This window comes from Streptomyces sp. S.PB5 (assembly GCF_030403745.1).
Classification (GTDB): Bacteria; Actinomycetota; Actinomycetes; order Streptomycetales; family Streptomycetaceae; genus Streptomyces.
In genome coordinates, this window is the sequence record NZ_JAQMWP010000007.1 from 467,631 (window position 1) to 490,132 (window position 22,502).

The 22,502-nt window shown below is 71.6% G+C and carries 18 protein-coding genes; 9 read left to right on the plus strand and 9 right to left on the minus strand.

From position 1 onward, the window contains the following. The first annotated feature begins 92 nt into the window (after positions 1 to 92). Genes PH203_RS21065 through PH203_RS21080 form a run of 4 tightly spaced genes read left to right on the plus strand, consistent with a single transcriptional unit; the run spans position 93 to position 6,684 of the window. Positions 93 to 1,274, plus strand: a complete 1,182-nt coding sequence (locus PH203_RS21065) for an ROK family transcriptional regulator (protein ID WP_289921816.1) — start codon at positions 93 to 95, stop codon at positions 1,272 to 1,274. A gap of 46 nt (positions 1,275 to 1,320) precedes the next feature. Then, entirely contained in the window at positions 1,321 to 3,120 is a 1,800-nt protein-coding gene (locus PH203_RS21070; RefSeq protein WP_289921818.1) for a carbohydrate-binding protein, read from the plus strand. A 19-nt stretch (positions 3,121 to 3,139) separates the two neighbouring features. Next, positions 3,140 to 5,491 carry a glycoside hydrolase N-terminal domain-containing protein gene (locus tag PH203_RS21075; RefSeq protein ID WP_289921820.1) on the plus strand — a complete coding sequence of 784 codons (2,352 nt, stop codon included), beginning with the start codon at positions 3,140 to 3,142 and terminating at the stop codon, positions 5,489 to 5,491. Positions 5,492 to 5,535: 44 nt separating this feature from the next. After that, on the plus strand, positions 5,536 to 6,684 hold the full coding sequence (locus PH203_RS21080; RefSeq protein ID WP_289921909.1) for an SGNH/GDSL hydrolase family protein: 1,149 nt from the start codon (positions 5,536 to 5,538) through the stop codon (positions 6,682 to 6,684). Here PH203_RS21080 and PH203_RS21085 read toward each other — a convergent pair whose 3' ends face one another. The 5 genes from PH203_RS21085 to PH203_RS21105 form a co-directional block, all read right to left on the minus strand. Then, complete coding sequence (locus tag PH203_RS21085; RefSeq protein ID WP_289921822.1) at positions 6,685 to 9,603, minus strand: helix-turn-helix transcriptional regulator; 2,919 nt, start codon at positions 9,601 to 9,603, stop codon at positions 6,685 to 6,687. A 60-nt stretch (positions 9,604 to 9,663) separates the two neighbouring features. Beyond that, on the minus strand, positions 9,664 to 10,017 hold the full coding sequence (locus tag PH203_RS21090; RefSeq protein ID WP_289921823.1) for a UBP-type zinc finger domain-containing protein: 354 nt from the start codon (positions 10,015 to 10,017) through the stop codon (positions 9,664 to 9,666). Next, on the minus strand, positions 10,014 to 11,471 hold the full coding sequence (locus PH203_RS21095) for an ATP-binding protein (RefSeq protein WP_289921824.1): 1,458 nt from the start codon (positions 11,469 to 11,471) through the stop codon (positions 10,014 to 10,016). The genes PH203_RS21090 and PH203_RS21095 overlap by 4 nt, the downstream gene beginning before the upstream one ends. Continuing rightward, positions 11,468 to 13,144 (minus strand): FAD-dependent oxidoreductase, encoded by a 1,677-nt coding sequence (locus PH203_RS21100; RefSeq protein WP_289921825.1) that lies wholly within the window; start codon positions 13,142 to 13,144, stop codon positions 11,468 to 11,470. The genes PH203_RS21095 and PH203_RS21100 overlap by 4 nt, the downstream gene beginning before the upstream one ends. 65 nt (positions 13,145 to 13,209) lie before the next feature. Then, entirely contained in the window at positions 13,210 to 13,569 is a 360-nt protein-coding gene (locus tag PH203_RS21105) for a VOC family protein (RefSeq protein WP_289921826.1), read from the minus strand. A gap of 96 nt (positions 13,570 to 13,665) precedes the next feature. Here PH203_RS21105 and PH203_RS21110 point away from each other — a divergent pair, with 96 nt between their 5' ends. Continuing rightward, entirely contained in the window at positions 13,666 to 14,538 is an 873-nt protein-coding gene (locus PH203_RS21110) for a universal stress protein (RefSeq protein WP_289921827.1), read from the plus strand. Position 14,539: 1 nt separating this feature from the next. Here the strand turns inward: PH203_RS21110 and PH203_RS21115 are convergent, their stop codons facing one another. The 3 genes from PH203_RS21115 to PH203_RS21125 form a co-directional block, all read right to left on the minus strand. After that, positions 14,540 to 15,778 carry a DUF4032 domain-containing protein gene (locus tag PH203_RS21115; RefSeq protein WP_289921828.1) on the minus strand — a complete coding sequence of 413 codons (1,239 nt, stop codon included), beginning with the start codon at positions 15,776 to 15,778 and terminating at the stop codon, positions 14,540 to 14,542. Positions 15,779 to 15,819: 41 nt separating this feature from the next. Beyond that, on the minus strand, positions 15,820 to 16,566 hold the full coding sequence (locus PH203_RS21120; RefSeq protein WP_289921829.1) for an MBL fold metallo-hydrolase: 747 nt from the start codon (positions 16,564 to 16,566) through the stop codon (positions 15,820 to 15,822). A 178-nt stretch (positions 16,567 to 16,744) separates the two neighbouring features. Then, positions 16,745 to 17,371 carry an alpha-ketoglutarate-dependent dioxygenase AlkB gene (locus PH203_RS21125; protein ID WP_289921830.1) on the minus strand — a complete coding sequence of 209 codons (627 nt, stop codon included), beginning with the start codon at positions 17,369 to 17,371 and terminating at the stop codon, positions 16,745 to 16,747. A gap of 124 nt (positions 17,372 to 17,495) precedes the next feature. On the opposite strand from PH203_RS21125, the gene PH203_RS21130 reads away from it, so the two are divergent. Both PH203_RS21130 and PH203_RS21135 read left to right on the plus strand, forming a co-directional pair. Then, positions 17,496 to 18,119, plus strand: coding sequence for a TetR/AcrR family transcriptional regulator (locus PH203_RS21130; RefSeq protein WP_289921831.1), 624 nt, complete (start codon positions 17,496 to 17,498; stop codon positions 18,117 to 18,119). A gap of 16 nt (positions 18,120 to 18,135) precedes the next feature. Then, positions 18,136 to 19,809 carry an FAD-binding dehydrogenase gene (locus PH203_RS21135; protein ID WP_289921832.1) on the plus strand — a complete coding sequence of 558 codons (1,674 nt, stop codon included), beginning with the start codon at positions 18,136 to 18,138 and terminating at the stop codon, positions 19,807 to 19,809. Between the two features lie 10 nt (positions 19,810 to 19,819). On the opposite strand, the gene PH203_RS21140 is transcribed toward PH203_RS21135, so the two are convergent. Next, complete coding sequence (locus PH203_RS21140) at positions 19,820 to 20,167, minus strand: DUF488 family protein (protein ID WP_289921912.1); 348 nt, start codon at positions 20,165 to 20,167, stop codon at positions 19,820 to 19,822. Positions 20,168 to 20,305: 138 nt separating this feature from the next. On the opposite strand from PH203_RS21140, the gene PH203_RS21145 reads away from it, so the two are divergent. Beyond that, positions 20,306 to 21,691 (plus strand): M1 family metallopeptidase, encoded by a 1,386-nt coding sequence (locus PH203_RS21145; protein WP_289921833.1) that lies wholly within the window; start codon positions 20,306 to 20,308, stop codon positions 21,689 to 21,691. Positions 21,692 to 21,766: 75 nt separating this feature from the next. Further along, the gene (locus PH203_RS21150) at positions 21,767 to 22,498 is read left to right on the plus strand and encodes a L,D-transpeptidase family protein (RefSeq protein ID WP_289921834.1); all 732 of its coding nucleotides are present in this window, start codon (positions 21,767 to 21,769) and stop codon (positions 22,496 to 22,498) included. The last annotated feature ends 4 nt before the right edge of the window (positions 22,499 to 22,502 follow it).

Sequence of the window (22,502 nt, forward strand, 5' to 3'; positions counted from 1 at the left end):
GCCCACCGGGCGCCGTGCGTCTCAGAGCTTCCGCACAGCCAATCCTGTTTCTTTTATTGACGACGGAAAAGAAGGCTCATAGGTTTCCGGCCATGTGCCCGACCCGCCCGACCTCTCAAGCCGAGACGTTCCCCGTCAACACACCTGCCGCCGCGCAGGTGTTCACCACCGTCCTCACCCAAGGCCCCCTCGCCCGGCTGGAGGTGGCCCGCCGCGTCGGTCTCTCCCCGGCCGCCGTCACCAAGGCGGTCCGGCCCCTGATCGAGGCCGGGTATCTCGTGGAGGACGTGGACGAGGAGGCCCGTCCGGCGCTCGGGCGACCCGCCAACCTGGTCCGGGTGGACGGCAGTCGGGCGATGTTCGTCGGCGCCAAGGTGACCGGCGACGAGATCATCGGCGTCCTCACCGACCTGTGCTGCCGGATTCGTGTCGCCCGGCACGTGCCGTTGAGCGACCGCGCGCCCAAGGCGGTACTGGCGTCGATCGCGGATCTGGTCCAGGACCTGCTGGCCGAGGCGACCGGCTCAGGCGTACCCGTTCTCGGCCTCGGCGTCGCCGTCTCCGGTGACGTGGACCGCACCGAAGGCACCGTCCGCTACTCGCCGTTCCTGGAGTGGCGTGACGTACCTCTCGCCGAACTCGCCGCCATGACCACCGGGTTGCCCGTCACCGTCGACAACGACGTGCGTGCCCTCACCGTCGCCGAGCAGTGGTTCGGGGCCGGTGCGGGCCTCACCGACTTCGCCGTGGTGACCGTCGGCGCGGGCATCGGCTGCGGACTGGTGGTGCACGGCAGGGTGGTCGCCGGGGCGCACGGCGTGGCCGGTGAGATCGGTCATGTCACCGTCGACCCGAACGGCCCGCTGTGCCACTGCGGCAACCGTGGCTGCGTGGAGGCGATCGCCGGAGAGGCCGCGATCGTCCGGCAGATCCAGGAGGCCACCGGCGTCGAACCCGCCGACGCCGCCGAGGCGTTGAGCCTCGCCCATCGCGGCGTCGCCGGTGCCCGCGAGGTGTACGCACGGGCCGGCGAGGCGATCGGCCGCGGCATCGCCACCGTCGCCAACCTGCTCGGCCCCGAGCGCGTGGTCATCTCCGGCGAGGGCCTCGCCGCCTACGACCTCTTCGCCGAACAGATCCGCGACACGTTCGTCGCGGCCGCCTTCGGCTCCGCCGCCCAGTGCGACGTCCTGACCCGCCCGCTGCCCTTCGAGGAGTGGGCCCGCGGGGCCGCGGCCACCGCGATCCAGTCCTTCGTCCGAGCCGACACATAGCCACTGAGCCGACACAGCACCCGCACCCACCTTGGAGGTACGACCCATGCGGTCATCCTCGTACTCCGTCCTGCCCGCACGCCCCTTCAGAGCCCTGGTGGTCCTGGCCCTCACCGCCGGTGCCGTCGTCACCGCGCCGACGGCCCGCGCCGAGACGCCCGCCCCCGCCCTCGCCGCCAAGCCCTACATGGGCTGGTCCAGCTGGAGCATGCAGTCCTCCAAGTACCCCGGCCTCAACCCGGACGGCGACTACAGCTACCTGACCGAGGCCAACGTCCTGAAGCAGGCCGGCGCGCTGGCCGCCAAGCTGAAGAAGTACGGCTACGAGTACGTCAACATCGACGCCGGCTGGTGGATGGACAAGAACTGGAAGTCCGGCTTCGACCAGTACGGCCGTCAGAAGCCCGATCCCACCCGCTTCCCGCGTGGCATGAAGGCCGTCGCCGACGACATCCACGCCAAGGGCCTCAAGGCCGGCATCTACCTCCCGGCCGGCCTGGAGAAGGGCGCCTACGGCGACGGGAAGACGCCGATCCGGGACGCGGACGGCTGCACCACCGCCGACATCGTCTATGACGACCTGCGCACCACCAACGGCTGGGACAGCTCCTACAAGCTCGACTTCGCCAAGCCCTGCACTCCCAAGTACATAGACTCCCAGGCCCAGTTGATCGCCGACTGGGGCTACGACTTCCTCAAGCTCGACGGCGTCGGCCCCGGCTCAGGCAAGAGCGGCGACCAGTACGACAACGTTGCCGACGTCGCCGCCTGGAACGAGGCGATCGCCGCCACCGGCCGCCCGATCCACCTCGAACTGTCCTGGTCGCTGGACATCGGCCGCGCCGCCGACTGGAAGAAGTACTCCCAGGGCTGGCGCGTCGACACCGACGTCGAGTGCTACTGCAACACCCTCGTCAGCTGGGAGAACTCCGTCGACGACCGCTGGGACGACACCCCGGCCTGGACTCGGCACGCCGGCCCCGGCGGCTGGAACGACCTCGACTCCCTCGACGTCGGCAACGGCGAGATGGACGGCCTGACCAAGGCCGAGCGGCAGAGCTACGCCACCCTGTGGGCCATCGCCAAGTCCCCGCTCTACACCGGCGACGACCTCACCCGCCTCGACTCCTACGGCCTGTCCCTGCTGACCAACCGCGAGGTCATCGCCCTGAACCAGGGCCCCAACCCGCCCGCGCACCCGGTCACCCCGTCCGACCCCCAGCAGGTCTGGGCCGCGAGGAACCCCGACGGCACCCACACCGTGGCCCTGTTCAACCTCGCCGACGCCCCTGCCGCCGTCACCGCCGACTGGACCACCCTCGGCTTCACCGGAAAGGCCACCGTCCGCGACCTCTGGAACCACGAGGAGCTCGGCACGTACCGGAACCGGATCACCCAGGCCCTGCCCGCCCACGGCTCCCGCCTCTTCAAGGTGACCCCGCGCGGCACCTCACCGGTGACCTCGACCCCCTACGAGGCCGAGGCCGGCGCCAACACCCTCGCGGGCAACGCCTCCGTCGCCGACTGCGCCCCCTGCTCCGGCGAGCGCAAGGTCGGCAACCTCTACCTCGGCGGCAAGCTCACCTTCAACGACGTCGTCGTCGACAAGGCCGGCACCTACCAGGTCAGGATCGCGTACATCAGCGGCGACTCCCGCTCGGTCGGCATCTCCGCGGGCGGCGCCAGCGGCACGCGCCACAAGTTCCCGTCGACGGGCGACTGGGGGACCGTCGCGACGGTCAGCGTGCCCGTGAGCCTCAAGGCCGGCTCCAACACGATCACCTTCGACAGCGGCACCGGCTACGCACCGGACATCGACCGGATCGACGTACCGAAGCAGTCCTGACACCCCTCCAGGAGCCGCCATGACCCCCGAACCGTCCAGACGCAACCTGATCGCCCTCGCCACGGCCACCGGCGCGCTGGCAGCCCTGCCCGCGTTCACCGCCTCGGCCGCACCGCCACGCCCCGACAACTCCACGCCGTACGACACCAGTTCACCGGACGAGCTCTGGTGGCAGGCCCCCGCCGACGAGCACTCGATGATCGAACAGGGCCTGCCCGTCGGCAACGGCCGCCTCGGCGCCCTCGCGAGCAACGACCCCGGCCGTGAACTCCTGCTCGTCACCGACGCCACCATGTGGACCGGCACGCTCAACGACACGCTCGACGGCGACGGTCAATTCCCCTACGGCCGTGACGACTTCGGCTCCTTCACCCTCCTGGCCCGACTCCTCGTCGACATCCCCGACCACGACCTGTCCGCCGTCTCCGGCTACCGCCGCACCCTCGACCTCGCCCGGGGCGTGCTCACCACGTCGTACGTCCGCGCCGGAGTGACCTACCGGCGGCAGATCTTCGCCAGCCGCCCCGACGACGTGATCGTCCTGCACTTCACGCAGAGCGGCGGCGGACGGTACACCGGCACGGTGACACTGGAGGGAACGCACGGCGAGGGCAGCGCGGTGTCGTTCGGGGCGGCCTTCCCGAACGGGCTGCGGTACGGGGCGGCCGTCACGGCGTACGGCAGCGGCGGCACCGTCACGGCCGGCGGCTCGCGGATCTCGTTCGCCCGCTGCAAGGACCTCACCGTGGTCCTGAGCGGCGGCACCAACTACGCACCGGACGCCGCCCACCACTACCGGGACCCGTCCCTGGACCCCGAGAAGCTGGCCCGCACCAAGATCCGGGCCGCCGCACGCCACTCGGCGGACACCCTGCTGCGGACCCATGCCGCAGACCACCGCGCCCTGTTCGGGCAGCTGGACGTCTCGCTCGGCACCTCCACCGACGGGCAGCGCGCCCTCGACACCTGGGAACGGGTGCGGGCCCGCGCCCGGGACGGGGTGCCCGACCCCGAACTGGAGGCGCAGTACCTCCAGTTCGGCAGATACCTGATGATCGCCGGGTCACGCGGCAGCCTGCCCCTCAACCTCCAGGGGCTCTGGCTCGACGGCAACGACCCGGACTGGATGGGCGACTACCACACCGACATCAACGTCCAGATGAACTACTGGATGGCCGACCGGGCCGGGCTGTCCGAGTGCTTCGACGCGTTCACCGACTACTGCACGGCGCAGCTCCCGTCATGGACCGAACTGACCCGCGCGCTCTTCGACGACCCGCGCAACCGCTACCGCAACTCGACCGGGCGGACCGCCGGCTGGACCGTCGCCATCTCCACCAACATCCATGGCGGCATGGGCTGGTGGTGGCACCCTGCGGGCAACGCGTGGCTGTGCAACTCCCTCTGGGAACACTATGAGTTCACCGGCCGGCGCTCCCATCTGGAGAAGATCTACCCGCTGTTGAAGGGCGCCTGCGAGTTCTGGGAGGCCCGGCTGCTCACCACCACCCTTCCGGGCACCGCCGAGGAGGTCCTCATCGCCGACAGCGACTGGTCGCCCGAGCACGGCCCGCTCGACGCCAAGGGCATCACCTACGCCCAGGAGCTCGTGTGGACGCTGTTCGGCAACTACTGCGCCGCCGCGGCGGAGTTGAAGAAGGACTCCGGCTTCGCCGACACTGTCGCCGGACTCCGCAAGCGGCTGTATCTGCCGCGGGTCAGTCCCACGACCGGCTGGCTGGAGGAGTGGATGTCCCCGGAGAACCTCGGCGAGACCACCCACCGCCATCTCTCCCCGCTGGTCGGCCTCTTCCCCGGCGACCGCATCCGCCCGGACGGCTCCACCCCGGCCGACGTGGTCGGGGGAGCCACCGCCCTGCTCACCGCACGCGGCACGGAGAGCTTCGGCTGGGCGAACGCCTGGCGCGCGCTGTGCTGGGCACGGCTGAAGAACGCCGACAAGGCGTACCAGCTGGTCGTCAACAACCTCCACCCGTCGACCGACGGCGGCAACGGCACCGCGTTCAACCTCTTCGACATCTACGAGGTGGAGCGCGGCCGGGGCATCTTCCAGATCGACGCCAACTTCGGCACCCCGGCCGCGATGATCGAGATGCTCCTGTACTCGCGCCCGGGGCACCTCGAACTCCTCCCGGCGCTCCCCGACGCGTGGGCCGCCTCCGGCTCCCTCACCGGGGCCGGGGCGCGCGGCGGCTTCGTCGTCGATCTACGGTGGAGGGATGGGACACCGACCGAGGCACGTATCCGCAGCATCGGCGGCCGCACCACGACGGTCGAGTACGCCGGGACCTCCCGCACCGTGACGCTGAAGCCCGGGGCCTCGGTCACCCTGAAGGACTTCGACCGGTGACCGCCCGCCTCGCCCGCACCTGCCGCCTGCTCGTCGTCACGCTCATGGCCGCGGTCCTCCAGGCCACCCCGGTGCGGGCCGCCGTGAGCCCGCCCGACGGGGTCGTCACCTGGGGCACCAGCGCCGACCGCATCGGCGACGCGGTGGCCGACCGCGGTTACCGCATGGTCGTGCACACCAGCGTCGGCGGCCGGGACGCGCGGATCCGCCTCTCCAACGCCTTCGGGGACCGCCCGGTGACCTTCGGCAGCGTCTACGCCGGGATCCGGCGGGAGGGCGCCGAACTGGTCCGCGGCAGCAACCGACGGCTCACCTTCGACGGCTCGGCGTCCGTCACCGTCCCGTCCGGCGCCCTCGTGTACAGCGATCCGCTGCCCGGGAAGCTGCCCGCCGGGTCCGACCTCGTCGTCAGCCTCCACAGCCCGGACGCGGCGGGTCCCGTCACCGGGCACTGGATGGCGATGCAGACCTCCTACGCCACCCGGGGCGACCACACGGCCGAGGAGAGCGGGGCGCACTGGACCGAGACCATCGGGTCGTGGTTCTACCTGGACGCGGTGTCGGTGCGCGCAGACGCCGGGGCCGTGGTCGCCCTCGGCGACTCCATCACCGACGGCTGGCAGTCCACGACCGACCTCAACCGCCGCTGGCCGGACTATCTCGCCCGCAGGCTCCAGAAGTCGGACAACGCCGTCAAGGGCGTGGCCAACGAAGGGATCGCCGGCAACAAGGTGCTGGCGGACGGCCCCGGGCAGAGCGCCCTGCACCGGCTGGACCGGGACGTGCTCTCCCAGCCCGGCGTACGCACCGTCTTCCTCTTCCAGGGCGTCAACGACATCAAGGCCCACACCGGGGTCACCGCCCAGGATCTGATCGACGGCTACCGGGAGATCGCCGACCGGGTGCACGCGTCCGGCAAATGCGTGGTCGGCGCGACCATCGCGCCCTTCAAGGGCTGGCCGGAATGGGACCCCGCCGCCGAGGCCGTACGTCAGGAGGTCAACGCCTTCATCCGCGGCAGCGGGGAGTTCGACGCGGTCACCGACTTCGACCGGATCCTGCGCAGCCCCTACGACCAGGAGCGGATGCTGCCCGCCCTCGACGGCGGGGACCACATCCACCCCAACGACAAGGGGATGCAGGCCATGGCGGACGCCGTCGACCTGCGGACCCTGGACTGCCCGGACCGCTGATCACTCCGGGGTGACGAGGCCCTCGCGATAGGCGACGGCCACCGCCTCGGTACGGCTCGAAGCGCCCAGCTTGGCCAGGATGTTGGAGACATGGACGCTGGCCGTCTTGCCGCTGATGAACAGCTCCTCGCCGATCTGCCGGTTGCTGCGCCCGCGGGCGAGGAGCCGCAGCACGTCCTGCTCGCGGGCGGTCAGGGGCGAGGGGCCGTCCGCGCTCCTGGGCGCGGCGGACAGCCGGCCCCGGCGTATCAACGTGTCCGTCTCCTCCAGCAGGAGGGTGGCTCCGAGCCGTACGGCCGTCTCCCGCGCGGCACCGGCCTCGGCGGCCGCCTCCTCGCGGCGCTCGGCCGCCAACAGGGCCTCCGCGTACCGGAGCTGACAGCGCGCACGCTCGTAAGTGTCGCCGAAGTCGAACGCGGTGACCGCCTTCTCCCAGGCCGCCGCATCCGGCCCGGTCACGGCCCGGGTCCACTCCGCCTCGGCACGCGCCAGCCACGCCTGCCCCTCCGGCCCCTGCGGAGTGCCGTCCTCCCCGCGCGCGCTCGCGCGCCGGGCCATCTCCACCAGCTCGTCGGCCGTGGCCTTCCACCGTCCCGCGCCCGTCTCGTCGCCGGTGGCGCGCAGCGCGGCGACCGTGTCCGCGACCGCGGACAGGGCGCGGGCGGAGAGTCGCACCGTGACGTCGGGACGCCGGCCCGCGTCGTCGGTGAGGGCCTCGACGGTCGACCGCAGCTGTTCCACCGCGGCCTCGGCGTCACCGCGCAGCGCCGCCGCCTCGGTCAGCGCGATGCCCGCGACGAGCGAGGCCATCCAGTCGAAGGGCCCCTGGAGCAGGGCGCGGGCCCGGTCGACGACCGTGAAGTCTCCGCGCGCGAGGGCGACATAGAGCGCGGGACCGGCCGCGTACCCGCCGAGCGCGGGCAGTCCGGCGCTGCCGGACGCCGCGCGCAGGCACTCGTCCCAGCGGCCCAGGGTGTAGAGCACCACCAGCTGGAGATGGCGCATCGCCCGGGGGTAGGCGGAGGACAGCAGCCCGGCCCGGCGGGCCCGGTCGATGCCCTCGGCCAGCAGGGGAAGCGCCTCCTCGAGGTCGCCGGACTCGTAGGAGCCGATGGCGAGGTTGAACAGCGCGCGCATCTCCACCGGCCCGTTGCCCGCGGCGTGGGCCAACTCCCTGGCCTCGGTGATCCGTCCGCGCCCCTCGGGGGTGCCGCGGCCGCCGCTCTCCAGGGCGGCCAGGGAGATGATCAGGTCCGCCCGGGCGTCCGACGCGTCCAGTTGCTCGGCGACGCGCAGGGCTTCACGGGCGACCCGGAGCGCGGTCTCCGTCTCACCGATCTGGCGGGCCGCCATGACATGGGTGGCGGCTGCCCACACCCAGGTCCGCGACGGCGGATCGGCCGGGATGAGGGCGAGCGCCTCGCTGCTGTACTGGAACGCCGCGGTCAGGTTGTCGACGTCGAGCAGGTTTCCGGCGAGGGTGTAGCGGACCCGTGCGGCGAGTTCGGAGTCGGCGTCCTGGTCGATGCCCGCCAGCGCGGAACGGGTGAGGGACACCGCACGGTGCGGCTCCCCGGCGTGCGCCGCGGCGGCGGAGGCCCGCAGGGTGAGCGTGACCCGGTCCTCCGAGGGACGCGCGGAGGGTTCGACCGCCGACCACAGATCGAGGGCCGTCTCGAGATGGCGCAGCTCCTCGGCCGGTGCCCCGACCCGCTGGGCGTGATCGGCCGCTTCCAGCGAGGCGGTCAGTGCTTCGGCGAGATCGTGGCTCTCGCGGAAGTGGTGGGCGCGCTCCGCCGCCGACTCCGCCCGCCGGCCCCGCCCGGACAGCAGCCGGGCGAACGCGCCGTGCAGCCGTGCCCGTTCACCGGGCAGCAGATCGACGTAGACCGCCTCGCGGGCGAGGGCGTGCCGGAAGGAGTACGTGTTCCCGTCGCCCGGTACGAGAAGCTGCCGTCCGACGGCCTCCCGCAGCGCCGACTCCAGCTCGTCCTCCGGGAGCCCGACGGCGTCCCGCAGCAGCTCGTGCTCGACCCGCCGTCCGGCGACGGCCGCGGTGCGCAGCACCTGCTGCGCGGTCTCCGACAGCTGCTCGATCCGGATCAGCAGGACGTCCGCCAGCGCGCTGGGCATGCCACTGACCCCGGTGTCCGCGGTCGCGACCAGTTCCTCGGCGTAGAAGGCATTGCCCTCGGCGCGCTCCACGATCCGTCGGACCGTGGCGTCCGGCAGCGGCCGCTCCTGCAGCGCCTGCACCAGCCGTGTCACCTCGGCGTCGGCCAGCGGCCGCACCTCCAGTCGCTCCACGCCGGGCAGCCGCACGAGCTCGGCCAGCAACGGCCGCAGCGGGTGCCGCCGGTGCAGGTCGTCGGCCCGGTACGAGGCGAGCACCGCCAGCCGGTGGGTGGGCGCCCCGCCCGCGGACCGCTGGAGGATGCCCCGGCTGAGCAGGAACCGCAGCAGATCCCGCGACGACTGGTCGGCCCAGTGCAGATCCTCGAGCACCAGCAACAGCGGTGCGACCCCGGCCAGATCGGCCAGCAGCCCGGCCATCCCCTCGAACAGCTGCAACCGCCCGCCGTCACCCTCGCCGCCCAGCAGCCGCCCGGCCACCGGATGCCCCGACAGCACGGGAGCGAACCGCTCGTCGGAGGCGAGCAGCCCCAGGATCTCGGTGAACGGCAGATACGGCAGACCCACGTCACCGAGATCGACACAGTGCCCGGTGAGCACGGTCATCCCCGCCTCGGCGGCCCGCCCGGCGGCTTCGCCCAGGAGCCGGGTCTTGCCGACCCCGGCGTCCCCGGCGATCAGAACGGCACGGGCCTCACCGCTGCGGGCACGTGACAGTACGCCGTCGAGCCGGGCGAGTTCGTCGTCGCGGCCGATGAGCGGAGAGACAAAGGAGGTCGGAGGCACGAACACATCCTGTCACCTGAGCACAGAAGCCCCCGAGCCCTTTATCGGTGCAGCGTCCTGTTATCGGTGCAGCGCCCTGGCCCAGTCCGCCGGAACCCGCCCCTGCGGTCCCGGAGCGGGCTGGTCCACCGGATGGCTGTCCGGCGCCGCGAGCTCGGGCCCGGACTCGAACATCTCCTTGGTCGAGAAGTTCCAGTACCAGTCCTCACCCGGCTCGAAGCTCTGCACCAGCGGATGCCCGGTCTCCTGGAAGTGCCCGGTGGCGTGCTGCGCGGGGGAGGAGTCGCAGCACCCCACGTGCCCGCACTGCGCACAGCGCCGCAGATGGAACCACCACCCGCCGTCGGCGTCGCACTCGACACATCCGGTCCCGCTGGGCGGCACGCTCGCGTCGAGTCCCTGGATCTCGGTCATTCCAACTCCTCGGTCGTGTCACTCTCCGCGGCGGTGAGCGGAAGCAGCACCTGGAACCGCGTGTCCCCGGGCTCCGACTCGACCTGAAGCGTCCCGTGATGCTTGTTCACGACGATCCGCCAGGAGATGTCGAGCCCGAGCCCCGTGCCCTCGCCCACCGGTTTCGTGGTGAAGAACGGATCGAAGATCCGGCTGCGGATCTCCTTCGGCACCCCGGGCCCGGTGTCCCGGAACTCGACCAGCAGCCGCTCGCGGTCGAGCGCCGTCCGCACGGTCAGCGTCCCTTCCCCGCCCGCGCCGTTGATCGCGGCGACCGCGTTGTCGATCAGGTTGGTCCACACCTGGTTGAGCTCCGCCGGGTACGCCGGGATCTTCGGCAGCGTCCGGTCGTACTCCTTGACGACCTTGATCTGCTGTCCGATCTTCCCGGACAGCATCAGCAGGGTGCTGTCGAGGAGTTCGTGCACATCGGCGTTCTGGAAAGGGGCCCGGTCGAGCTGCGAGTACTGCTTGGCGGCGTCGACGAGGTGCGAGATGCGGTTGGTGGAGTCGTTGATCTCGTCCATCAACAGCTCGGTCTCGACGGTGTAGTTGAGCCAGCCGATGGCGTTCGGCAGGAGCTCCTCGTCCACGGCCGCCGCGACCTGGTCGAGCCAGTCCACGTCGAGCCCGGCCTGTACGAAGGTGGGCGCGAGCCGCCAGCCGTTCTGGATGTCGTGGTCGTCCAGCCAGTCGGTGACCGCGTCCTCCCGGTCCGAGGCCTCCAGCGGGCTCAACGTCGGTGCCTTGGCGACGCGTTCGGCGGTGCGGTCCTGGATGTCGATGAGGTTCGCCATCACCTCGGGGGCGTAGTTGCCCTGCGCGATGATGGCGAGCTTGTGGCGCATCTTGCCGACGCGTTCCCGCAAGGTCGCCGTCGCGCGCACCGCCGCCGCGGCCGGGTTGTTGAGCTCGTGCGTGAGGCCGGCAGACAAGGAGCCGAGCGCCAGCAGCCGTTCGCGTTGTCCGACGGCCCGCTGGGTGCTCTTGGAGCCGAAGAAGAGCCCCTCCAGGAGGTGGACCGCCATCGGGAACCACTCCTGCATGAAGTCCGAGAACTTCTCGCCCGGCAGCACGAAGAACCGGGTCGGCTCGGTGACCCGCATGGAGTTGTTGTAGACCTGCGGCACCCGGTCGCCGAGATAGGCCTGCATCGAGCCGGCGTACACCCCGCGCTGGGAGGTCCGGGAGACCTCCACGTCGTCGCCGCCGACCCGGCGCGAGAGCACCACCGTGCCCTCGATCATCACGTAGAAGCAGGTGGCGGGCTCGCCCTCGGTGTAGACGGGACCGGGCTCGAACAGCTCCACGCGCCCCGCGGCGCACAACTGCCCCAGCTGCTCGGGGGACAGCTTCTCGAACAGGAACAGCGACCCGATCTCCTCGGGGCTGCACGGCATGAGCCGGCCGCTCATGACTGCTCCAGATAACGGTGGACGAGCATCACGGCCATGGCTCCCTCTCCTACGGCGGACGCGACCCGCTTGGCCGACTCCGCACGGGCGTCACCCGCCACGAACACGCCGGGGACATTGGTCTCCAGGTGGTAGGGCGGCCGGTCCAGCTCCCAGCCCGCCGGCGGCCGCCCGTCGGCGGTCAGGTCGGGCCCGGCCAGGATGAACCCGTGGTCGTCGCGCAGCACGATCTCGTCCAGCCAGTCGGTCAGCGGGGCCGCGCCGATGAACACGAACATCCACTGCGCATCGACCAGTTCGGTCTCCCCGGTGTCCACGTCGCGCAGCGTGAGCTGTTCCAGATGGTCCGAACCGTGGGCGGCCTCGACGACGGTACGCGCGCGGACCGAGATGTTGGGCGCCTCGTTGATCTGCTGGATCAGATAGTGCGACATCGACGCCGCCAGGTCGGGGCCGCGCACCAGCAGCGTCACCGACTTGGCGCCCCGGGACAGATACATCGCCGCCTGACCGGCCGAGTTGGCGCCGCCGACGATGAAGATGTCCTGCCCCTGGCAGGAGGCCGCCTCGGTCAGCGCCGAGCCGTAGTACACCCCGCACCCCGTCAGATCGGTGCAGCCCGGCGCGTCCAGCTGCCGGTACGACACACCGGTCGCCAGGATCACGCTGTGCGCGGCGACGGAGGACCCGTCCGAGAACCGTACGACCCGGGCGGCCCCGTTGACCTCAAGGCCCGTCACCTCACGCGCGGTGAGGATCTCGGCGCCGAACTTCGCGGCCTGCCGCCGGGCCCGGTCGGTGAGCTGGCCGCCGGAGACACCGTCGGGGAAGCCCAGGTAGTTCTCGATCCGCGAGCTCTGTCCCGCCTGGCCACCGGTCGCCGACCGCTCCACTAGCACGGTCCGCAGCCCCTCCGAGGCCCCGTACACGGCCGAACCCAGCCCGGCCGGGCCGCCGCCGATGACGACGAGGTCGTAGAAGTCGGCCGTCGGGGTCGTCGCCAGCCCCACATGGGCGGCCAGCTCCGGCGCCTCGGGCGCAACCAGCGGCGTCCCGTCCGGTGTGATCACGAGCGGCAGCCGGTGCCCGTCCTGCCCGGCCGCCGCGAGCAGTCGCCGGCCCTCGGGCTCGTCGGCGGAGTACCAGCGGTAGGGCACCTGGTTGCGGGCCAGGAACTCCCGCACGTCGGAGGAGCGCGCCGACCAGCGGTGCCCGACGACCTTGGTGCTGGGCACCGGCCGGTAGTCGCTGCAACGCCAGGCCTCCAGCAGGTCGTCGAGGACCGGATAGAGCTTCTCCTCCGGCGGGTCCCACGGCTTGAGGAGGTAGTGATCCAGATCGACGACGTTGATCGCGTCGATCGCCGCGTTGGTGTCCGCGTACGCCGTCAGCAGCACCCGGCGCGCCCCCGGATACACGTCCAGGGCCTGCTCCAGGAACTCGATGCCGTTCATCTGCGGCATCCGGTAGTCGGCCAGGATCACGGCCACCAGGTCACCGCGGAGCTTGAGTTCGCGCAGCGCCTCCAGCGCGGACTCACCGGACTCCGCGCGCACGATCCGGTACGACTCGCCGTAGCGGCGCCGCAGGTCACGGGCGACGGCACGGGAGACCCCCGGGTCGTCGTCCACGGTCAGGATGACGGTCCGCGCTGATTCGGCGGCCTGTGCCATGCGTCTCCCACCCCGAGAGTTCGGCTGCGACTTCGGCCATCGTATGTTCGAACGTACCGCTTCGCTCAGGTTCGCGGTCGGCGGTCACTGAGCACGCAGAACTCGTTGCCCTCGGGGTCCTGGAGCACCACCCAGGACTGCTCGCCCTGTCCGACGTCCGTGTGCCGGGCGCCGAGCGCGAGGAGCCGGGCGACCTCCGCGGCCTGGTCCTCGGGGCGGAGGTCGAGGTGGAGACGGTTCTTGATGGTCTTGGCCTCCGGGACCGGGGCGAAGAGCAGGCCGGGCAGGCGGTCCTTGTCCGGGCGGATCTCGTACTCGTCGGGGTCGTCGTTGACCACCACCCAGCCGAGGGCCTCGGCCCACCAGCGGCCGAGGGCCACCGGATCGGCCGCGTCCACGTTCAGTTGCTCCCATTCCAAGCTCATACCGGCAGCGTAATGAAGACTGGGGGCGACGACATGGCAAGAGGAAGCCCGTCCGACGGACGTGACCGTGACACAGGGACACAGGGAGACAGCAGGATGACGCGCCCGATCACCGCAGGAGTCGACGGATCAGAGGAGAGTCTCGCCGCGCTGGACTGGGCGGCCCGGGAGGCGGTGCGCCGCGGTCTCGCGCTGCGGGTGGTACAGGCCTGGCGGTTCCAGGCGTACGACGCCGTCGAGGTGGCGACCCCTGACACCCAGGCCGGGTGGGTGCGCGAGACGGTGACCGAGGCGACCAGGGCCGTCACCGGGCGGCACCCGGAACTCACCGTGACCACCGACGTCATCGAGGGCGGCAGCGCCGACACGCTGGTCGCGGCCGCGGCGGACGCCGAGATGCTGGTGCTGGGATCGCGCGGCCACGGGCCGGTCATCGGGTTCCTGCTCGGTTCCGTCGGACAACAGGTGATCGCCGAGACGACCCGGCCCGTGGTGCTCGTGCGCGCCGGGGACCAGCCCACCGCCGAGGCCGCCGGGCGCGAGATCGTGGTGGGTCAGCAGGGCGACCCCGAGGACAGCGAGGCCGCCCTGCGGTTCGCGTTCGAGACCGCCGCCGTCCGCGGGGCGACGGTCCGTGCCGTACGGGCCTGGACGCTGCCGCCGGTGTTCGCCTACAGCCCCGGCTCGCTCAAGCTGCTCGACGAGGCGGGCGGCCTGGAGCCGCGCGAGAAGCAGGCGCTGGGCGCGGCTCTGGAGCCGTTGCGGGCGAGCTTCCCCGACGTCCCCGTGGTCGAGCACGTGGAGATGGGCAGCGCGGGACAGGTGCTGCTGTCGGTGGCGGCACGGGCCCAGCTGATGGTCGTCGGCCGGCGTGCCCACCGCACCGCCGTGGGCGCCCGGATCGGCTCCGTCGCCCATGGCGTGCTGCATCACGCGGGGTGCCCGGTGGCGGTGGTCCCGCCCGCCTGAGTCACTCCTCGGTGGTCGTGGGCTGCAGCGTCTCGCGCGTCTTGGGCAGGACGTTCTCGATGTAGTCCGCGACCACCGCGTCCAGACCGATGTCGTGCTGCGCCCGCTCGGACAGGTACCAGCGGTGTTCGAGCAGCTCGTGGTAGATCTCCGCCGGGTCCATCGACCCCCGCAGGTCCAGTGGTACCGCCCGCACGGTCGGGCGGAAGACATCGCGCACCCAGCGGTGGGCGAGCACCTCGGGGCGGGCACCGAGGGGGTCGCCCGGGGCGTAGTCGTCCTGGGTGGCCATCCAGCTCTCCAGGTCGTTCAGCAGCCGCCGGGCCTGGTTCTCCTCGGTGTCCAGGCCCGTCAGACGCAGCAGCTGGCGCTGGTGGTGGCCGGCGTCCACGACCTTGGGCACGAAGGTGACCGTGTCGCCGTTGGCCGCGTGCTCGATCTGCATCTCGGCCACGTCGAAGCCGAGCTCGTTGAGGCGCCGGATCCGGCGCTCGATGTAGTGGTACTTGCCCGCCGGGTACACCGAGGTGCGGGTCAGCTCCTCCCACAGGCCGCGGTAGCGGGCGCAGATCTCCATGCCGAACTCGATCGGGTCGACGGAGGGGTGCAGCGCCCCCGAGGCCTCCAGATCGAGGAGTTCGCCGCTGATGTTCACGCGGGCCAGGTCGAGGTCGTACTCGCGCTGTCCGTTGCTGAGCTGGGGGTGCAGGTCGCCGGTCTCGGCGTCGACGAGGTAGGCGGCGTAGGCGCCCGCGTCGCGGCGGAAGAGGGTGTTGGAGAGCGAGCAGTCGCCCCACGCGAACCCGGCGAGGTGCAGGCGCACCAGCAGGACGGCCAGCGCGTCCATCAGACGGTGCATGGTGGCGGGTCTCATGGTCGTCTCGAACATCGACCGGTACGGCATCGAGCCGCCGAGGTGCCGGGTGACCAGGACCGGCTCCAGCGGGCCGCCGTCGGCGTCGGTGCGCCCCGTGACCACGGCGAGGGGGTCCACGGAGGGGATGCCGAGCCGGTCCAGGTCGCGCAGCATGTCGTACTCGCGCAGAGCCGGCCGCTCGGCCAGCTCCTTGACGGCGATCACCTCGTCGCCGGCGCGGGCGTACCGCACGACGTGCCGGGATATGCCGCGCGGCAGCGGGACCAGGACCTCCTCCGGCCACTCCTCCAGCGGCATGTCCCACGGCAGTTCGAGCAGGAGCGCGGGGTGCTCCGGGTTCGTCGCGCTGATCTGCAGTGCCATGGGCCGTTCGTCCTCGTCTCGCGGGTGATCGTCACCTCACCTTAGAGGGCCCGCTCCTTGGCCTGAAGTGCCGCTTCACGGACCGGACCGCGGTGCGCCGGACCGTGGCCCGGGAGCATGAGGTCGCCCTCCAGATCCGCGAGCACGTCCAGCGAGGCCACGGCGCGGGCGCGCTCGTGGTGGAACATGTCCGGCAGCAGCTGCGGCCCCTTGAGCCGGGAGGTCGGGTGAGCGCTGACCAGGGCGTCTCCGGAGATCAGCACGCCGGACTCCGGGAGATGGAAGGCGACATGTCCGTCGGTGTGGCCGGGAGTGTGCACCGGGACGGGGCGGCCGGGCAGGTCGAGGGCGCCCGGCCCGCAGAACGCCTCGGGAGCGGTGACCGGGACGTGCGCCTTGCCGCCGGAGCGGAGGGCGTGCAGGGCCCACGGCACGACGCCGGGCCGCCAGGCGTTCCTCATGACGTCCCCGACGGTCACCTGGTGCAGGAACTCCCGGCGGGCGTGCGGGACTTCGGCGGCATGGAGGTAGACGGGGGTGCCGTAGGTGCTGCGCAGATGCTCGGCGGAACCCAGGTGGTCGTTGTGGGCGTGCGTGATGAGCACCGCCGCGACCGCTTCGGGTGAACTCCCCACCTGGGCGAGGGAGGCGAGCAGCTGCTCGCGGTCGCCGGGGTAGCCGGTGTCGACCAGGGTGACGGCGTCCCCCTCCGTGAGGATCACCCAGTTGGTGTTGCTGCCGTGCACCAGATAGATGCCGTCGGCGACTTGCTGCACGTCCGTCCGCATGATCGGTCCCGAGTGATGAGGTGCCTGCTCGACAGGCACAGCAAAGCAGACCGGCGGGACGGCGGACTCGGCGGGTGGACGGGTCGGCGAGGGGACGGCGCACAGCGGAAGGGCTGCCTCCGGCACCGTCCGCCGGAGGCAGCCCCCTGCGTGCGACCGAAGCAGCCGCCTCTCTGCCTCAGTGCACGCCGTGCGGGCGGAACTGGACGCTGATGCGCGGTCCCGCGGCGCGTGACGTCTTCGGTACGGAGTGCTCCCAGGTCCGCTGACAGGAGCCGCCCATCACGATCAGATCCCCGTGCCCCAGCGGCCGCCGTACGGTGTCGCCGCCGCGCATCGGACGCAGCAGCAGATCGCGCGGCGAGCCGACGGACAGGATGGCGACCATCGTGTCCTCACGGGCGCCCCGGCCGATCCGGTCACCGTGCCAGGCGACGCTGTCCCGGCCGTCGCGGTAGTAGCAGAGCCCGGCCGTGGCGAACGGCTCGCCGAGCTCGTCGGCGTAGTGCGCGCTGAGCGCCTGGCGCGCTGCCGTCAGCACCGGGTGCGGCAGCGGGTCGTCCGCACCGTAGTACGCGAGCAGCCGCGGTACGTCGACGACGTGGTCGTACATCTGCCGGCGCTCCGCCCGCCACGGGACCTCGTCGGCGAGCCGTTCGAACAGCGCGTCCGAGCCGCCGAGCCAGCCGGGCAGCACGTCGATCCAGGCGCCGTGGCCGAGGGCGGTCCGGCGGATCCCGTCGAGGGGGCCGAGGCGCAGCTCGTCCGTCTGGTCGAAGAGGGAGGCCTGGAGGTGCGGGGTCATGGTTCCAGCGTACTCCTTATTCGAAAATCTGTTCCCATGGCTTTCCGGCGGCTTCCCGCCCTCGCCCCGCCCTTTTGATACATCGGTGTATCGGATACATTCGCGTATCGAACGGAGGGCGGTCATGGAGACAGCGCGGCGGGTGACCAGGCGCCGGGTGCGCACCCGCGCCAATCTGCTCGACGCCGCCTTCGAGGTGTTCGCGGCGAAGGGCTTCGGCCGGGTCTCCATCGAGGAGGTCTGCGAGGCCGCCGGCTACAGCCGCGGCGCCTTCTACTCCAACTTCGACAGCCTGGACGAGCTGTTCTTCGCCCTCTACCAGCAGCGGGCCGAGCTGATCGCCGACCAGGTCTCCGGCGCCCTCGCCCTCGACGGCCCCGGCCTCGACGTACCGGCCGCCGTCGAGCGGGTCACCGAGGTGCTGCTCCTCGACCGGGACTGGCTGCTGGTGAAGACGGACTTCCTGGTGCACGCCGCCCGGGAACCGGCCGTGGCCGAGACCCTGCTGGAGCACCGGGCGCGACTGCGCGGCGCGATCGCCGAACGGCTGGCCCGCGCCCGGGGCCACACCGCGCTTCCCGCCGTGCTCGGCGACGTGGACGGCGCCGCCCATGCCGTGGTCGCCGCCTACGACGGGGTCACCACCCAACTGCTGCTGGACCGGGACCTCGAACGGGCCCGCGTCTGGCTGGGGCAATTGCTCACCGCGCTGCTGACCGACGGCAGTACTGCTGACACCACCGCATGAGGAAAGGACGGTCGCCATGGATGCCGACGTCATCGTCGTCGGAGCGGGGCTCGCGGGCCTGGTCGCCGCGCACGAACTGACCAGCCGGGGCCGCAGGGTCGCGCTGGTGGACCAGGAGAACGCCGCCAACCTCGGCGGCCAGGCCTTCTGGTCCTTCGGCGGGCTCTTCCTCGTCGACTCGCCGGAGCAGCGACGGCTCGGCATCAAGGACTCCTTCGACCTGGCTTGGAGCGACTGGCAGGGCAGCGCCCAGTTCGACCGCGAGGACGACGAGGACTCCTGGGCGGTGCGCTGGGCGCGCGCCTACGTCGAGTTCGCGGCCGGGGAGAAGCGGTCCTGGCTGGAGGGGCACGGCATCAAGTTCCTGCCGACCGTCGGCTGGGCCGAGCGCGGCGACCTGCGGGCGCACGGGCACGGCAACTCCGTGCCGCGCTTCCACATCTCCTGGGGCACCGGCACGGGCGTCGTCGAACCCTTCGTCAACCACGCCAAGCAGGCCGCCCGCGACGGCCTGCTCACCTTCTACCACCGCCACCAGGTCGACGAGCTCGTCATCGAGGACGGACAGGCGCGCGGGGTGCGCGGCACGGTCCTCGCCGAGGACAACTCGGCCCGCGGCGTGAAGTCCAGCCGCGACCCGATCGGCGACTTCGAACTCACCGCCCAGGCCGTCGTCGTCACCACCGGCGGCATCGGCGCCGACCACGACATCGTCCGCCGCCACTGGCCCGAGCGCCTCGGCACCCCGCCCGCCGAGATGGTCACCGGCGTCCCCGCCTATGTCGACGGCCGCATGCTCGACATCAGCGCGCAGGCGGGTGTACGACTCGTGAACCGCGACCGCATGTGGCACTACACCGAGGGCCTGCAGAACTGGGACCCGATCTGGCCCGGCCACGGCATCCGCATCCTGCCCGGCCCGTCCTCGATGTGGTTCGACGCCCTGGGCCGCCGGCTTCCCGACCCGTGCCTGCCCGGCTACGACACCCTCGGCACCCTCAAGTACCTGCGCACCACCGAGGACATCGCCGGGTACGACCACTCCTGGTTCATCCTCACCCAGAAGATCATCGAGAAGGAGTTCGCGCTGTCGGGCTCCGAGCAGAACCCCGACATCACCGCCAAGGACCGCGTCGGGTTCCTCAGGACACGCGTCCTCGGCAAGGGCGCCCCGGGCCCGGTCGACGCGTTCCTGCGCAAGGGCGCGGACTTCGTGACCGCGCCGGATCTGGAGCAGCTCGTCGAGAAGATGAACGCCCTGACGGACAAGCCGCTCCTGGACGCGGCCGAGGTGCGGCGCCAGATCGAGGCCCGTGACCTGCAGATCGCCAACCCCTACAGCAAGGACGCCCAGATCCAGGGCATCCGCAACGCCCGCCGCTACATCGGCGACAAGCTCGGCCGCGTCGCCACCCCGCACCGCATCCTCGACGCCGACGCCGGCCCGCTGATCGGCGTCAAGCTGCACGTCCTCACCCGCAAGACCCTCGGCGGCATCCAGACGGACCTGGACTCGCGCGCCCTGGGGACCGACGGCAACCCGATCGACGGACTGTACGCGGCCGGTGAGGTGGCCGGCTTCGGCGGCGGCGGTGTGCACGGCTACAACGCGCTGGAGGGCACCTTCCTCGGCGGCTGCCTGTTCTCGGGACGGGCGGCGGGACGGGCCGCGGCGCGGCAGACGGGCTGAGCCCCCCGGGTCAGCCCAGTAGACGCGCGAGTACGGCCGCGTGGCTCTCCTCGGGAGTCTTCGCGGCCGTCAGCAGCGTGACCGTGCCCTCGTGGGCCAACTCGCGCACGTGGTCCAGGAGTTCGGCCGCCTCGGGCGCGGCCAGCTCCGCCTCGTAACGGCGTGTGAACTCCTCGTACGACCCCTCGCCCGCGTGGTACCAGCGGCGCAGCTCGGTCGACGGGGTCATGGCCTTGGGCCACTCGGCCACCCGTGCCGCGTCCTTGGACAGGCCGCGCGGCCACAGCCGGTCGACGAGGACGCGTACGCCGTCCTCCGGCTCGGGCGATTCGTAGACGCGGCGCAGGCGAACGTTCACGGTGGGGCCTTTCTGCGGGGGCGGGGTGCCCGGAGCGTACTGCGGGCCGGGGGACGGCTTGACCTGTTCCAGGGCGAGTTCCGCGATGATCACCTTTAGTGTGAGGCCGTCGTCCACCCCCCACTCGTTGGAGCGAACGTGCCGCAGGCCGTCAGGCGTACCTTCGTCATCGGAACCGTCCCCGTCGCCCTCGCCGTCCTGCTCGGAGCCGCCGCACCCCCGACGGCCGGCTCGTCCGGCGTCGGCGATCCCTACTTCCCGCTGGCCGGCAACGGCGGCTACCACGTCGGGCACTACGACCTGACCCTCCGCTACGACCCGGGCAGCCGCCACCTCGACGGCAAGGCCGTCCTGTACGCCCGCGCCACCCAGCACCTGAGCCGCTTCAACCTCGACCTCAAAGGCCTGAAGGTCACCAGCCTCACCGTCGGCCGCGACAAGGCCGGCTTCAGCCGCGCCGGACAGGAACTCACCGTCACCCCGCGCAAGGCCCTGCACCAGGGACAGTGGTTCCGTGTCACCGTCGCCTACAACGGCAAGGCGGGCCCGGTCACCGACCCGGACGGCTCGCTGGACGGCTGGATCCCCACCGACGACGGCGCGTTCGTCGCGGGCGAGCCGCAAGGTGCGATGACCTGGTTCCCGGCGAACAACCACCCCAAGGACAAGGCGTCGTACGACTTCACCATCACCGTTCCCGACGGCCGCACCGCCGTCGCCAACGGGGTCTTCCTCGGGAAGCGGAGCGCACACGGGCAGACCACGTTCCGCTGGCGCCAGAGCGAGCCGATGGCCGCCTACCTGGCCACGGCCACGGTCGGGAAGTTCAAGGTCGAGCAGTTCACCACCCGCAGCGGCATCCAGGTCTACAACGCCGTCGACCCGCGCGAGGCCGCGGCCGCGGCGCCCGTCCTGAAGAAGCTGCCGTCCGTCCTCGAATGGGAGAGCAGGCTGTTCGGGCCCTATCCGTTCAAGGCGGCCGGCTCGATCGTCGACCGGGCCCCGAACGTGGGATACGCCCTGGAGACGCAGACGCGGCCCGTGTACGACCGGGCACCCGACCTCAGCACCCTCGTCCACGAGAGCGCCCATCAGTGGTTCGGTGACTCCGTCACGCCGACCAGCTGGAAGGACATCTGGCTCAACGAGGGCTTCGCTACCTACACCGAGTGGCTCTACGACGAACAGCACGGCGGCGACAGCGCGCAGAAGACCTTCGACAAGCTGTACGCACGGCCGGCGAGCGACGGACTGCGGGAGTTCCCGCCCGGCGACCCGGGCAGCGGCGCGAACATCTTCGGCACCCCCGTGTACGCCCGCGGTGCCATGGCCCTGCACCAGCTGCGCAAGGCCGTCGGGGACCGGGTGTTCTTCCGGATCCTGCGGGCCTGGGCGACCGAGCACCGGGACGGCCACGGGACCACCGCGCAGCTCGTCCGCCTCGCGGAGCGTGAGTCCGGGAAGGACCTGGACGGGTTGTTCCAGACATGGGTGTACCAGCAGGGCAAGCCGGCCGCGCCCTAGAACGGGAGACGCCCCGGCACCGAACGGGCTCAGGAACCTGACGAGTTCCAAACAAGTGTCGGCCAAGGTCGACGCATGATCACACGCAGACCGCACGTCGCGCTGTTCGCCGCCTCCCTCGTGCTCACCGGGTGCGGGGGAGGGGCCATGGCGACCCCCGAGCGGCCGCCGGCCACGAGGACGATCCAGCCCGCGCCGACGATCTCCCTGGAGGTCGCCCCGCAGCAACTGCCCGGCCTCGGACCGAAGACCTGGGCGAAGGTGCCGGACGACGCCCGCCAGGCCGTCGTCGTCACCGGACGCGGCAAGGACTCCCCGCGGTCCACCGTCGTCCTGTACGAGCGCACCGACGCGGGGTGGGAGGCCGGGACGGCATGGCCCGCGCACAACGCGCTGCGCGGCTGGAGCGACGACCACCGCGCCGGTGACCTGCGCTCGCCCATCGGCGTCTTCGGCCTCACCGACGCGGGCGGACTGCTCCGCGACCCCGGGACGAAACTGCCGTACGACCAGGGCAGCGGCTTCACGGTGTCCGGCACCGGCTTCGAGGGCGAGCCCCTGGCGGGCTCCTTCGACTATGTGATCGCCGTCAACTACAACCGGCAGCCCGGCACTTCGCCCCTCGACTGGACCCGCCCCCTCGGCGCGGGGCGCGGCGGCGGGATATGGCTGCACGTCGACCACGGCGGCCCGACCCACGGCTGTGTCAGCGTCGCCGAGGAACACATGAAGGAGCTCCTCCTGGCGCTGGACCCGGCCCGTCATCCGGTCGTCGTCATGGGTGACGCCGGCTCCCTCGCCCGCTGAGCGG

Excerpts from the sequence above, each read along its gene's own strand:
- PH203_RS21065 (WP_289921816.1), top strand. The coding sequence starts at position 93 with ATGTGCCCGACCCGCCCGACCTCTCAAGCCGAGACGTTCCCCGTCAAC.
- PH203_RS21070 (WP_289921818.1), top strand. The coding sequence starts at position 1,321 with ATGCGGTCATCCTCGTACTCCGTCCTGCCCGCACGCCCCTTCAGAGCC.
- PH203_RS21075 (WP_289921820.1), top strand. The coding sequence starts at position 3,140 with ATGACCCCCGAACCGTCCAGACGCAACCTGATCGCCCTCGCCACGGCC.
- PH203_RS21080 (WP_289921909.1), top strand. The coding sequence starts at position 5,536 with ATGGCCGCGGTCCTCCAGGCCACCCCGGTGCGGGCCGCCGTGAGCCCG.
- PH203_RS21090 (WP_289921823.1), bottom strand. The coding sequence starts at position 10,017 with ATGACCGAGATCCAGGGACTCGACGCGAGCGTGCCGCCCAGCGGGACC.
- PH203_RS21095 (WP_289921824.1), bottom strand. The coding sequence starts at position 11,471 with ATGAGCGGCCGGCTCATGCCGTGCAGCCCCGAGGAGATCGGGTCGCTG.
- PH203_RS21100 (WP_289921825.1), bottom strand. The coding sequence starts at position 13,144 with ATGGCACAGGCCGCCGAATCAGCGCGGACCGTCATCCTGACCGTGGAC.
- PH203_RS21105 (WP_289921826.1), bottom strand. The coding sequence starts at position 13,569 with ATGAGCTTGGAATGGGAGCAACTGAACGTGGACGCGGCCGATCCGGTG.
- PH203_RS21110 (WP_289921827.1), top strand. The coding sequence starts at position 13,666 with ATGACGCGCCCGATCACCGCAGGAGTCGACGGATCAGAGGAGAGTCTC.
- PH203_RS21115 (WP_289921828.1), bottom strand. The coding sequence starts at position 15,778 with ATGGCACTGCAGATCAGCGCGACGAACCCGGAGCACCCCGCGCTCCTG.
- PH203_RS21120 (WP_289921829.1), bottom strand. The coding sequence starts at position 16,566 with ATGCGGACGGACGTGCAGCAAGTCGCCGACGGCATCTATCTGGTGCAC.
- PH203_RS21125 (WP_289921830.1), bottom strand. The coding sequence starts at position 17,371 with ATGACCCCGCACCTCCAGGCCTCCCTCTTCGACCAGACGGACGAGCTG.
- PH203_RS21130 (WP_289921831.1), top strand. The coding sequence starts at position 17,496 with ATGGAGACAGCGCGGCGGGTGACCAGGCGCCGGGTGCGCACCCGCGCC.
- PH203_RS21135 (WP_289921832.1), top strand. The coding sequence starts at position 18,136 with ATGGATGCCGACGTCATCGTCGTCGGAGCGGGGCTCGCGGGCCTGGTC.
- PH203_RS21150 (WP_289921834.1), top strand. The coding sequence starts at position 21,767 with ATGATCACACGCAGACCGCACGTCGCGCTGTTCGCCGCCTCCCTCGTG.